We start from the raw sequence: 12667 nt of genomic DNA, 5'->3' as shown, positions 1-12667 counted from the left end.
TTCCTTTTGAGCAGGCCGGACCTAAACACATCCTGAATGAAGAAACCTGCCAGATACCCTTATAGATGTGGTCGATTCTGGAAGTTTCAAGCAGCGCAGCCTTGATGCAGATCAGGGAAGTCTAGCGTTCGATCCAGATCAGCGAGGCAAAGCGGCCGGTGCGCGGGTTGCGCCGGTAGGAGAAGAAACGTGGGTCGTTCACGGTGCAGAGGCCACCGCCGTACACCGCGGTGACACCACGCGCCGCCAGCCGCAAGCGGGCCAACTGATAGATGTCGGCGAGGAACTTGCCGGCATTGGGGCTCGCGGCAAAGGCTTCTACCGCTTCAGGCCGTTGCGCGATGAAGGCTTCACGCACTTCCGGCCCGACTTCGAACGCTTGCGGCCCGATGGCCGGGCCGAGCCAGGCCAGGACTTCATTCGCGGGCACGGCAAGGCTGTCGAGGGTGGCTTCCAGCACACCGTTCGCCAGCCCACGCCAACCGGCATGGGCCGCCGCGACACGGGTGCCGGCACGGTTGCAGAACAGCACCGGCAGGCAATCGGCGGTCATCGCCGTGCAAGCGATACCCGGCGTGGCGGTCCAACTGGCATCGGCGGTCGCCACCCGGGTCGGGTCAGCCTCGACCACGGCAATGCCGTGGACCTGCTGCAGCCAGGCCGGGGTGATGACGAATCGGTCGATGAGACGACGGCGGTTTTCGGCGACGGCCGTGGGGTCGTCGCCCACATGATCGCCCAGGTTGAGGCTGTCGAACGGCGCCAGGCTGACGCCGCCCTGGCGGGTGGTGACGCAGGCCTTGACCCGGGCCGGCGCGGGCCAGTCGGGCGTCAGCCAGGCACTCATCCGACGAACGCCTCGCGGTCCTGCTTGAGCAACGTCAGCAGCCAGACGAAATCATCCGGCAACGGTGATTCCCAGCTCATGCGTTTGCCGGTCGTCGGATGATCGAGTTCCAGGAAACGCGCGTGCAACGCCTGGCGCGGGAAGTTCTTCAGCGATTCGACCATGGTCTGGCTGGCGGCTGGCGGAATGCGGAAACGACCGCCATAGGCCGGGTCGCCCACCAACGGGAAATTGATGTGGGCCATGTGCACACGGATCTGGTGGGTACGACCGGTTTCCAGCTTGACCCGCACGTGGGTGTGGGAACGGAAACGCTCCAGCACACGATAGTGGCTGACCGCCTGCTTGCCACCTTCCATCACCGCCATGCGCTGGCGCTGCTGGCCGTGACGACCGATCGGGGCGTTGATCTTGCCACCGGCGGTGACGACCCCGATAACGATGCATTCATAGATGCGGCTGACACTGCGGCTTTGCAGCTGTGTGACCAGCTGTGTCTGTGCCTGGATGGTCTTGGCCACCACCATCAGGCCGGTGGTGTCCTTGTCCAGGCGATGCACGATACCGGCACGGGGCACATTGACGATGTCCGGTACGTGGTGCAGCAAGGCGTTGAGCAGCGTGCCGTCGGCATGACCGGCCGCCGGGTGCACCACCAGGCCCGCAGGCTTGTTGATCACCAGGATGTCATCGTCTTCGTAGACGATGTCCAGGGCAATGTCCTGGGCGACCCATTCTCCCTGGGCCTCCTGCTCGGCAGTCAGTTCGAGGATGGCGCCGCCATGGACGATGTCGCGCGGACGAATCACCGCCCCATCCACAGTCAGGCGGCCGTCCTTGATCCAGGCGGAAAGGCGCGAGCGAGAGTGCTCGGCAAAGAGTTGTGCGGCGACTTGATCGAGGCGTTGGCCGCCCAATTCGGACGGCACCTCTGCGCGAAGTTCTATTTTATCGGACATGCTCGGACTGGGCGTCGGCACAGCCTTTGGTTTCGGCTGCGCGCTTGTGGTTAAATACGGCGTCTTTTGCCCCGAGGCTTTCAACGGGGCGCTCATCATAACAGGACGGCCCCGCCCAAGACAGCGGCCGTCATAGGGACGCAAGCCGCCATGCAAGTGAAACACCTGCTGCTGATCGCCATCCTCGCATTGACTGCTGCTTGCTCGTCGAAGGAAGTCGTAGACGAAAACCTGAGCGAAGTCGAACTGTACCAACAGGCGCAGAACGACCTGGATAACAACAGCTATACCAGCGCCACCGCCAAGCTGAAGGCGCTGGAGTCGCGGTATCCGTTCGGACGCTACGCCGATCAGGCCCAATTGGAGCTGATCTACGCCAACTACAAGAACGCCGAGCCGGAAGCCGCCAAGTCCGCCGCCGAGCGTTTCATTCGTCTGCACCCGCAGCACCCGAACGTCGATTACGCCTATTATCTCAAGGGCCTGACCTCCTTCGACCAGGACGTCGGCCTGCTGGCGCGCTTCCTGCCGCTGGACATGACCAAGCGTGACCCGGGCGCCGCGCGCGACTCCTACAACGAGTTCGCCCAGCTGACCAGCCGCTTCCCCAACAGCCGCTACTCGCCGGACGCCAAGCAGCGCATGATCTACCTGCGCAACCTGCTGGCTTCCTACGAAATCCACGTGGCCGACTACTACCTGACCCGTCAGGCCTACGTCGCCGCCGCCAACCGTGGCCGCTACGTGGTGGAAAACTTCCAGGAAACCCCTTCGGTGGGTGACGGCCTGGCGGTGATGACCGAAGCCTACCAGCGCCTGCACCTGGACGACCTGGCGGCCACCAGCCTGGAAACTCTCAAGCTGAACTACCCGGACCACCCGTCGCTGGTCGATGGCCAGTTCACCCCACGGGTCGACGAAGCGGACAACCGTTCGTGGCTGAGCAAGGCGACCCTGGGCCTGATCGAATCCCGTCCACCGCTGCCGCCGGGCGAAACCCGCGCCAACCAGGACGTACAGCGTCAGTTCCAGGATGCCAAGGAAGCCATTCCGAACGAACTCAAGCCCAAGGATGAAAACGGCGACGTGATCGAAGAAGAAGAGCCCGAGAACGAGTCCAGCGACCGTTCCTGGTTCAGCCACCTGACCTTCGGCCTGTTCGACTGAGACCAGGGCAAAGCGCAAAAAGGGAGACCCGGCGGTCTCCCTTTTTCATGCCCGGGTTTTATTGCCCTGTGCGCCGTTCGTGTCCTTGGCTAAACTGCCGGATCATTAGCCGAAAAGCCGCCCATCATGCTTCGTTTACTGTTCTGGATAGCCCTGATTGCCGCCGCTGTATGGTTCTGGCGCAAGTTCAAGGGCGCCTCCTCCGCGCCGAACGCTCCCCGGGAGCAGGACGCACAGCCCATGGTGCGCTGCGCCCAATGCGGCGTGCACCTGCCCCGTGACCGGGCGCTGGCCCTCGAACAACAATGGTATTGCAGCCAGGCTCACCTCGAGCAAGGCCCGGGCAATCGTGAGCGCTGAGGCCTCAAGCCCACGCGTCAAACAGACGCAGCGCCTGCTGCGTCTCTATCACCTGTACCGCCTGAGCATCGGCATCACCCTGGTGCTGCTGATCTCCAGCAACATGGACAACCGCCTGCTGGAGTTCGCCAACGACGACCTGCTGCGCAGCGGCAGCTGGTTGTACCTGGTGCTGAACATCCTGCTGGTGGTGTTCCTTGAGAACACGCGTCGCCCTGCCCGGCTGTTCGGCCTGGCCCTCGCCGACGTGCTGTTGCTTTCGTGGCTGTTTTTCGCAGCCGGCGGCGTGCCCAGTGCCATCGGCAACCTGCTCATTGTCTCGGTGGCCATCGGCAACACGCTGCTGCGAGGCCGGATCGGCCTGTTGATCGCGGCCGTCGCCACCCTCGGCATCGTCGGTTCGAGCTTCTTTCTTGGCTTGAGCGACTCGAACCGTCCCAGCAGTTACTTGCAGGCCGGTACCCTCGGGGCACTGTGCTTTGCCGCCGCGCTGCTGGTGCAGGGCCTGACCCGACGCTTGGAAGCCAGCGAAACCCTGGCCGAGCAACGGGCCAGCGAAGTGATCGGCCTGGAAGCGCTCAACGCCCTGATCCTGCAACGCATGCGCACCGGCATCCTGGTGCTTGACCGTGAGCGTCGGGTGCAACTGGCCAACGAAAGCGCGCTGAACCTGCTGGGCATGCACGATCTGGTCGGCCAGCAACTCGACGATTACGCCACGGCCCTGGTCGAACGCCTGCAATTGTGGCGGAACAACCCCAGCCTGCGCCCGTCCAGCCTGACCGTTACCGGCACGGGCCTGACCCTGCAACCGAGCTTCATCGCCCTGGGGTATCACGATCAGCAGCAGGTCCTGGTGTTCCTTGAAGACCTGGCCCAGGTCGCCCAACAGGCCCAGCAGTTGAAACTCGCTTCCCTCGGGCGCCTCACTGCCGGTATCGCCCATGAAATCCGCAACCCATTGGGCGCCATCAGTCACGCGGCGCAATTGCTGCGCGAATCCGAGGAACTGAACGACGCGGATCAACGTCTGACGCAGATTATTCAAGATCACTCCCAACGAATGAATCGCGTCATTGAAAACGTTCTGCAACTGTCTCGCCGCCAACAAACCACACCCCAGCGCCTCGACCTGCGCACCTGGCTCGACCCATTCGTCCGGCAGGCCCGCGAAAGCATGGCCGAACACCAGCGATTGCACCTGAGCATCGAGCCGGGGGACTACACCACACTGATGGACCCCGACCAGCTCACCCAGGTACTCGACAACCTGCTGCGCAACGCCTGGCGTCACAGCGCAATGGTTCATGAACAGGCCGAGGCCTGGTTGAAACTGTTCATCGACCCCCACAGCCAGCTGTCGACACTGGACATCATCGACAACGGCCCCGGTGTAACGCCGGAGCAGCAGGCGCACTTGTTCGAACCCTTCTTTACCACCAGTAGCCAGGGCACCGGCCTCGGGCTCTATCTGTCCCGTGAGCTGTGCGAAAGCAATCAAGCCCGCCTAGACTTCAAACCACGCCAAGGCGGCGGTTGCTTTCGCATCACCTTTGCTCACGGACGGAAACAGCTTTGAATAATCGCTCACGGCAACGAATCCTGATCGTCGATGACGAACCGGACATCCGCGAACTCCTGGACATCACCCTGGGCCGGATGAAACTCGACACCCGCAGCGCCAAGAACCTTGCCGAGGCCCAAGCTTTGCTGACGGGGGATGCCTTCGACCTGTGCCTGACCGACATGCGCCTGCCCGATGGCACCGGCCTGGAGCTGGTGCAGCACATCCAGCAACGTTATCCACAGCTGCCCGTGGCGATGATCACCGCCTATGGCAGCCTGGAAACCGCCATCGACGCCCTCAAGGCCGGCGCCTTCGATTTCCTGACCAAGCCGGTCGACCTGGGTCGGCTGCGGGAGCTGGTCACCAGCGCCCTGCGCCTGCCACCCATCGCCACACCGACCAGCACCATCGAGCGCTGCCTGCTGGGTGACTCGCCGCCAATGCGCAACGTGCGCAAACAGATCGAAAAGCTCGCCCGCAGCCAGGCACCGGTGTACATCAGTGGGGAATCAGGCTGCGGCAAGGAACTGGTCGCCCGGCTGATCCACGAACAAGGCCCCCGCGCCAACCAGAGCTTTGTGCCAGTCAATTGCGGGGCGATTCCCACGGAACTGATGGAAAGCGAGTTCTTTGGCCACCGCAAAGGCAGCTTCAGCGGCGCCATCGAAGACAAGCCCGGACTGTTCCAGGCTGCCCATGGCGGGACCTTGTTCCTCGATGAAGTGGCCGACCTGCCCCTGGCGATGCAGGTCAAGCTGTTGCGCGCCATCCAGGAAAAGGCCGTGCGCGCCGTCGGCGGTCAGCAGGAAGAAGTGGTGGATGTGCGCATCCTCTGCGCCACCCACAAGGACCTGGACGCCGAAGTCGCCGCCGGACGCTTTCGCCAGGATCTGTATTACCGACTGAATGTCATCGAATTGCGCGTCCCACCCTTGCGCGAACGCCGCGAAGACATCGAACCGCTGGCCAATCACATGCTTCAGCGGCTCGCCAGCAACACCGGTAGCCCTGCGGCCAAGCTACATCCAAAGGCCTTGGAAGCCCTGCAAAACTACCGTTTCCCGGGCAATGTGCGGGAGCTGGAGAACATGCTCGAACGGGCCTACACCCTGTGTGAACAACAACTGATCGAAGCCGACGACCTACGCCTGGCCGAGGGCAATGCCAGCTCTGAGGCGGGCAACCCCGACTTGATGCAGGTCGACAACTTGGAAGACTACCTCGAAGACGTCGAACGTAAACTCATCCTCCAAGCCCTGGAGGAAACCCGCTGGAACCGCACGGCCGCGGCGCAGCGGTTGAAGTTGTCGTTTCGGTCGATGCGGTATCGGTTGAAGAAGTTGGGGCTGGATTAAAGCGCGGACCTGAAGCCCGTGCTTAACCTGTGGCGAGGGAGCTTGCTCCCTCGCCACAGTTCTCTAGCCCTCCGGCACCGGTATCCGCTCGTCCAGCACACGATTGGCCAGTCATTCGCTCAGCTCAATCAACTGCTGTACCCCCAAGGCAATATGCCGTCGCGAGCCTTCAAGTTCGAAGGCCAGGTCGCTGATCGTTGCGCTGGCTGAGGCCAGGGTTTCGCTGAGGTTGGTGAGGAGGCATTCGACGTCTATGCCGTCCACGACAGTGAATAGCTGGTTTGAGGCGGGTTTCTTTTTGGCTTCGGGCTTTGGGCCAAGGTAATAGTCGAAGGCGCGTTTGGCGGCTTCATCAAGCCCTTTTGGGTTAAGGCTGGAGTCAGGAGAAGCGTTATTGGTTTCTGAAGGTGGTAGGGGTTTGTCACTCATTGCGGTACTCCAAAGAGGGAATGGATTACCAAGTTTTTCGGGCCGCGACGCCCGGACGCTGAATTGGCAGCGACGGGGAAAGGTTAGCCAGAGTTCTTCCCACCCGGTAACCGCCAGAGCTCGTCGGAAAATTCTTTTCGAAACAGGATCTTGTCCGAACATCCCCACAAAGCCTGGTCGGTTGTGAGGGCAGTGTGTATATCCATTTCTGCGGTAACGGCTGCTGACGGTTCCGCTCTTACAGCGGGTCACTTTTGGAAGAGCGCCAAAAGTAAACAAAAGCGCTTTGCCCCACCACTCGGTGCCTCGCCTAGGCTCGGCATGCCCGAACGAAGGCATTGCTCCGTGGGCCGCCGCGAAGGGCCATCCATGGCCCAGCGCGGCTACCTCGGCATCCATGCCGAGGTGCCCATTGCGCAATACCTTCGTTCGGCCATCGTGGTTAACGGGGCGCCCCAGATCAAAAGCCGAAGCGAGGCGGCCTGATAGCCGACCTGGTTTGAGTGGGACCGCGTTTCTCCTGTGGGGGCGGGCTTGCTCGCGAAGGCGATGTCACAGTCGATGAGGATGTTGCGTTTACTGGCCTCATCGCGAGCAAGCTCGCTCCCACAAGGGATGTGTGGCGTATACAAATTTTGTGATTGTTGAAGGTCGAAAATGTGGGAGCGAGCTTGCTCGCGATTACGGTAGTAAATCCAACCGCTATGTCACGGAATTACTGTTATCGAGAACAGGCTGCAGCGAGGATGCGACCGCACTCGACTAGGATGTTGTATGTACTGGCCTCTTCGCGAGCAAGCTCGCTCCCACAATTGGATCTGAGCACAGGCGCAGTATCAAAGCCGGACCTTACAAGCGCCCAGCCGGCGCATACGGCACAGGATCGATCACCGGCTCACGCCCCAACATCAGATCCGTGAACAACTGACACGACGCCGGCGCCAACACCAGTCCATTACGATAATGCCCACAGTTCAGCCACAACCCAGCAACCCCCGGCACCTCGCCGATATAGGGAACACCTTCAGGCGAGCCAGGCCGCAGCCCAGCCCAATGCCCCACCACCTCGGCACCCGCCAGCGCCGGAATCAGTTGCTGCGCCGATGCCTTCAGGCTCTCCAATGCAACCTCGGTCGGGGTCTTGTCGAAACCTTCGCGCTCCAGCGTACTGCCCACCAGAATGTGCCCATCACGACGCGGGATCGCATAACGCCCCTTGGCCAGCACCATACTCGACAAGAAGTCCGACGCGCACTTGTACAGAATCATCTGGCCCTTGACCGGCTCGACCGGCAACTTCAGCCCTAGCGTCTTGAGCAGCTCACCGCTCCAGGCCCCCGCCGCCAGCACCACCTGATCGCCACGCATCGGTCCCGCCGAACTGTCCACCCCCACGACACGTCCGCCATCACGGATGAACCCGCTGACCTCGCAATGCTCATGAAGCGTGACATTGGGCAACGCCTGCAACGCCGCCTTGAGGGATTTCACCAGCCGAGGGTTGCGCACGTTGGCCACGCCAGCCATGTAGATCGCCCGGGAAAAACCCGCGCCCAATACCGGCACGGCGTCGTGGACCGTCGAGATATCCACGGCCCGCAGCGGGCGGCCTTCCCGCTCGGCCCAGGCCAGCGCTTCGTCCTGGTCGTCCAGGTCCAGCCAATACAGCCCGGTCACGTGCACTTGTGGATCGATCCCGGTGGCCGCGAACAAGCGCTCACCCAGCTGTGGATAAAAATCCTGCGACCAATGGGCCAGCGCCGTGACTGCCGGGCTGTAGCGCCACGGGTACAACGGCGAAACGATGCCGCCGCCGGCCCAGGACGATTCCTGGCCGACATTGGAGCGGTCCAGCAGCACCACACGTTGCCCTTCGGACGCCAGATTGAACGCCGTCAGCAGGCCGATGACTCCGCCACCGACGATCACCACTTGCTGTTGCCTGGTCATGTTCTGATTCGACTCACTAAAACAAAGGGCGCAAAAGCGCGCCCGAATGAAAGAAACTCAGCGGCCCCAACAATCCTTGGTGGTCAGCCCCGCAGTGGCGTTGAGCATGCCCCGTGCGCCAGTGTTGTTGAGGGTGAAATCGCCGCACTTGTCCGTGGCCATGGACGAGCCGCTCTTGCGTACGGCGGTCAGGGTGAAACTCTGGTCCGCCAGCGTCTGGGTAATGGTGTAGAAATCGTTGCCGCTGCTCAGCCCGGTTGCATTGGTGTAGACATTGTTCTTCGAGTAGTAGCGCTCGAGAATCTGTGCCTGCTCGGATAAGAGCCCGGCAATTTCAGTGCGTCGGCCCTTCTTCATGTATTCGGTCAGGCTCGGATAGCCGATGGTGATCACGATACCGATGATCGCGATCACGATCATGATTTCGATCAAGGTGAAACCCCGGTTGGATCTGCGCATGCCTTGCCCTCATTGTATTTGCCGCCACATGATGCGGCGGCTGCCGCCGACGGTTTTGCCCAGCAGGTCAGTGATACCGCCACTGGAGTCGTTCACGATCATATTGGTGGCCCCGTTGGCGCTGACGACGGCGCTCAGGGTCGGAATACCGCCGGTAAACACCACGCCGGCGGAAATCGTATCGAGGCTGGTGAGCGAACCATCGTTGTTGGTATCGAGTACCGCATAGTTGAGCATCTTACCGTTGAATGCATCCAATTCGATCAGTTTGCCGGTGCCGAAGCTGACACAAGGGTCGGTGGTGTCTACGGCGGCCGTGGTAAAGATCACGCGCCCGAGCACCAGGTTGGCCGGGTTGATCACCCGCTCCCCGGTCAGCGCATTGTTGTACACCAAAGGCAGGTACCAGCCCTTCTTCGCAGGGTACGTCACGTCGGTCTGGCTGGTGGTCACGAACTGCCCGGCGCTGCCTGAAAACACCCCCGTGATCGACTGGGCCTGCAGGCTCGACACGGTGATTTGCCCCCCGCCGCCAATGGCGTCCCAGATCGAATAGAACGCTTGCAGATCCTTGTTGAGCTTGTCTGCCGCTTCGTTGAACTTACCGGTACCGAAAAAAACCTGGGTGCCGCCCTGGGGATTGTCTGCCAGCAGAGGCTGCACGGTGATCGGTTGGGTCGCGCCGCCGGGGGCGGTGAACAACGGCTGGCCGGCGAACGCCAGGCCCCACGCGGTGGGCGAGGTGCCGCTGAGGTCGAATTTCCACATCCGCCCCTTCAGGTCGCCACCGTAGGCGGCTTGCACCACATTCTGGGAGTTGACCCGCAACTTGACCGACGACAGGCCGTTATCGGTCTCACTGTTGTTGATGACGATTTTTCGGATCAGCGAACCGTCACGGATATCCACGACGTACAACGCCGCCACGCCGCTGTTGCTGCCATAGCCATTGGCGATGAACGCCGCCCAGCGACCGTCCGCCAGGCGCGCGACTTCGGGGCGTGCGTAGGCATAACCCAGGTCATTGAAGGCGTTGGCGGTGCTGGCAACGGTTGGCGCGCTGATTTCCCATAGCGCCCGAAACGCATTGCCCGCCGCCGCATCGAACAGTTGCACCGCGAAAAACGTCTTGCCTCCGGCCCCCGTGCCGCCCAGGGCCACGGTCTTCCAGGCGCTCCCCGATTGCACGTCGAATACACCGACCTGTCCATCCACCAGGAACTTGTGGTTCACGCCATTGATGTAGCTGGTGTCGGCGATGTCCTGCAACGAGGGCAGCACGTTCGAAGGCATGTAGGCGTAACGCCGCGTGCCGTTTGCACTGTTGATGACACTGAAAAAACCATCGTTGCCGTTCACCACCAGGCTGGTGCTCATGTTCGTCGCCTTGGTCGCCAGGTAGGTGCTATAGCTGGTGTCGTTGAGCAGGTCCGCAGCGGTCTGGTCATTGGGCGATGCCAACACCAGCGGCGAATTGATGATGTCCCCCAGCAACGCGCTGCGCACCTTCAGGCCGGTCTTGTTGACGCCCTTGCTCCACTCCACCAGGTCATTACCGGTGATCCCCGTGGGCAGGTTCTGGCTGAGGCTGGTTTGCTGGGCTGGCGAAAAGTTGCCGTAGGCCAGGGTTATCGGCACGTTGGTCGCGGTGTTCCAGGACTGATAGATCGGTGCCGTGGCGCCGGGCACGATGGCGGTATCGGTGGTCCATTGCACCGCTGCCGTGTTGACCGTGCCCGCCGAGGTAAAGCCGAACGCCCGGATGGTGCCGCGCCAGTCCTTGGGGTCATACGTGGTCTGGTAGTAGCTGGAGGTGCTCGACAATGTGGCGGCGTTGGTGGTGCCGCCGCCCCCGGAGCCAGCCTTGGAAGTGATGTCGCTCAGGGCAGAGGCCAACGCCGAGTTCAGGCCTTCGCTGTCGGTCGCCTGGTAATACTTGCCTGCACCATAGCGGGCGGCGTCTGACAACATCGGGTTGGCGGCGGTAAACCCCACGGTATAGGTATTGAGGTATTGCCGGGGAAAATCCGTGGCGTTCCAGCTCTTGCCGGTGGCGTCTGTGCCGGTGGAGCGCATGTCGATGTCGAAGGCGAACTTGGCGATGTCGTCCAGGTACAGCGTATCGCCCTCGCCATCACCATTGAGATCGTCGCCATCGTTATTGATGCCATCCCAATTCGGCAACCGGGCCAAGCCCAGCGGGTCGTTGGTGGGAAACGTCCGGTCATAGGTGGGCAAGCCGTCGGTGATCACCACGCCGAAGTTTTTCTGGCAACGGTACTGGATCGGGCTGGTGTAGGTGGCGGGCGTTCCATTGTAGTAAGGCGCCATCCCCCTGAAATAACGGGTGACCTCGTAGTAGCTCTCGGCCAACGGGGTATTGGCGACCGCACCCAGGCCGTTGATGGCATTGATCAGCGCGCTGTAGTTGCTGTTGGCTTGGGTCTGGGTCACGCTGCCACTGACCGGTGACAGATCGCTGATGGCGCGGGCGATGTACCCCCCGGGGCCGGAGTTACTGCTGTTCGGCGGGTTGAAGGTAGCAAGGCCGATACGTAGGGCGCGGTTACCGGCGACCAGGTCGTTGGAAACGTCCCGCGCCACGTTGATGCGGTAGTCGGTGGGGATGGAGCCGGTGGTGAAGTCCCGGTTCGAGCCATTGGCGAGGGTCAACAGGTACGCCAGGTATTTGGTGGTATAGCGCGTATTGCCGTCACCCACCGGGTCTGGCAATCGCAGGCAGACACGTGACAGGGCGCCCCGGTAAAAGCCATACCAGCCACTGGAGCAGCCACCACGCAACAGACTTGCCAGCAAGACGTTGCCATCGTCCGGATCGAGAGATGTTCCACCGAAGCAGCTGTTGCTGGAGTTGCAATTGAGAACCGCCGGCCGCGAGACATTGGGATCAAACCCCGCCGCCCAGATAATGTTGTTCATGCTCCCCGAATCATCGATCAGCAGCATCACGTTCGGCGTGACGGCGGCCGCACTCAGCAACGGCGAATCCGAAGGCGTGAACGCATAGACCGGCGCCGCCAGGTAAAGGCTGAGCAACGCCCCCCACAGCACTTGCCTCCAACTGCCGCGCACCTCAGTACTTCGCATAAATGCTCTCCACCACGCTGCGCTGGTTATTCCCCACCACCGCCACCGCCGTGATCCGGTACAGCGTCGCCGACGTATTGACCGGCACATTGACCGCCGTAAGCGTCGTGCCGATGTTCTGCACGCCATAAAACCCACCGGCGGCGGCAACCCAGAGCACCCCCGACGACGAATTGCGCCCAGCCCCGGTCAGCGTCGCCGACTCGGCCGGCGGCGCGCACTGGGTCGTGGTGGTACACACCGGCAATGAATAGGTTTCGACCTGCACCGCGCTTTCCCCCACCCTCAGCGCCGCCTCGGCCACCTGGAACGACTGGTTGCGCTGCATGACGCTGCTGGTCATCTTTTCCTGGAGGGTGGCGTTCTGCATCGATGACAGACCGATCAACGTCAGCAGCAACAGGAAGACCAGGCTGACCAGCAATGCCATACCCCGCTGGCGGTGCACCTGCCCCATCGAAGTCAA

11 protein-coding genes are annotated in these 12667 nt (G+C 61.9%); 4 read left to right on the top strand and 7 right to left on the bottom strand.

Features of this window, described 5'->3' with window-relative positions; translation table 11 throughout:
- Positions 1-121 precede the first annotated feature (121 nt).
- Together pgeF and rluD are read right to left on the bottom strand one after the other, a co-directional pair.
- Complete coding sequence (gene pgeF / locus BLQ55_RS23270) at positions 122-847, bottom strand: peptidoglycan editing factor PgeF (RefSeq protein WP_092257358.1); 726 nt, start codon at positions 845-847, stop codon at positions 122-124.
- Positions 844-1806 carry a 23S rRNA pseudouridine(1911/1915/1917) synthase RluD gene (gene rluD / locus BLQ55_RS23265; RefSeq protein ID WP_060740571.1) on the bottom strand — a complete coding sequence of 321 codons (963 nt, stop codon included), beginning with the start codon at positions 1804-1806 and terminating at the stop codon, positions 844-846. The genes pgeF and rluD overlap by 4 nt, the downstream gene beginning before the upstream one ends.
- Positions 1807-1956: 150 nt before the next feature.
- Here rluD and BLQ55_RS23260 point away from each other — a divergent pair, with 150 nt between their 5' ends.
- The 4 genes from BLQ55_RS23260 to BLQ55_RS23245 all read left to right on the top strand — a co-directional run bounded on the left by BLQ55_RS23260 (position 1957) and on the right by BLQ55_RS23245 (position 6255).
- A complete protein-coding gene (locus BLQ55_RS23260) occupies positions 1957-2973 on the top strand; it encodes an outer membrane protein assembly factor BamD (RefSeq protein WP_092204245.1) in 1017 nt (338 codons plus the stop codon).
- 126 nt (positions 2974-3099) lie between these two features.
- Positions 3100-3333 (top strand): PP0621 family protein, encoded by a 234-nt coding sequence (locus tag BLQ55_RS23255; protein WP_092204244.1) that lies wholly within the window; start codon positions 3100-3102, stop codon positions 3331-3333.
- On the top strand, positions 3323-4912 hold the full coding sequence (locus tag BLQ55_RS23250; protein ID WP_092257355.1) for a sensor histidine kinase: 1590 nt from the start codon (positions 3323-3325) through the stop codon (positions 4910-4912). The genes BLQ55_RS23255 and BLQ55_RS23250 overlap by 11 nt, the downstream gene beginning before the upstream one ends.
- Positions 4909-6255 (top strand): sigma-54-dependent transcriptional regulator, encoded by a 1347-nt coding sequence (locus BLQ55_RS23245; protein WP_092257352.1) that lies wholly within the window; start codon positions 4909-4911, stop codon positions 6253-6255. Before BLQ55_RS23250 ends, BLQ55_RS23245 begins: the two co-directional genes overlap by 4 nt.
- Positions 6256-6366: 111 nt before the next feature.
- On the opposite strand, the gene BLQ55_RS23240 is transcribed toward BLQ55_RS23245, so the two are convergent.
- From BLQ55_RS23240 to BLQ55_RS23220, 5 genes are all read right to left on the bottom strand, one after another.
- Positions 6367-6684, bottom strand: a complete 318-nt coding sequence (locus BLQ55_RS23240; protein WP_092257348.1) for a DUF6124 family protein — start codon at positions 6682-6684, stop codon at positions 6367-6369.
- A gap of 849 nt (positions 6685-7533) precedes the next feature.
- Positions 7534-8634 carry a glycine oxidase ThiO gene (thiO, locus tag BLQ55_RS23235; protein WP_072411916.1) on the bottom strand — a complete coding sequence of 367 codons (1101 nt, stop codon included), beginning with the start codon at positions 8632-8634 and terminating at the stop codon, positions 7534-7536.
- Positions 8635-8691: 57 nt separating this feature from the next.
- Complete coding sequence (locus BLQ55_RS23230) at positions 8692-9093, bottom strand: type IV pilin protein (protein ID WP_092204240.1); 402 nt, start codon at positions 9091-9093, stop codon at positions 8692-8694.
- Positions 9094-9102: 9 nt separating this feature from the next.
- Complete coding sequence (locus BLQ55_RS23225) at positions 9103-12201, bottom strand: pilus assembly protein (protein WP_092257345.1); 3099 nt, start codon at positions 12199-12201, stop codon at positions 9103-9105.
- Entirely contained in the window at positions 12188-12658 is a 471-nt protein-coding gene (locus tag BLQ55_RS23220) for a pilus assembly PilX family protein (protein WP_092204238.1), read from the bottom strand. The genes BLQ55_RS23225 and BLQ55_RS23220 overlap by 14 nt, the downstream gene beginning before the upstream one ends.
- Positions 12659-12667: the final 9 nt, after the last annotated feature.

The sequence above is a fragment of the Pseudomonas sp. NFACC13-1 genome, from assembly GCF_900104425.1.
Taxonomy (GTDB): domain Bacteria; phylum Pseudomonadota; class Gammaproteobacteria; order Pseudomonadales; family Pseudomonadaceae; genus Aquipseudomonas; species Aquipseudomonas fluorescens_AA.
The sequence above is the reverse complement of the archived record's forward strand: the minus strand, read 5'-3'. Positions and strand labels throughout refer to the sequence as shown.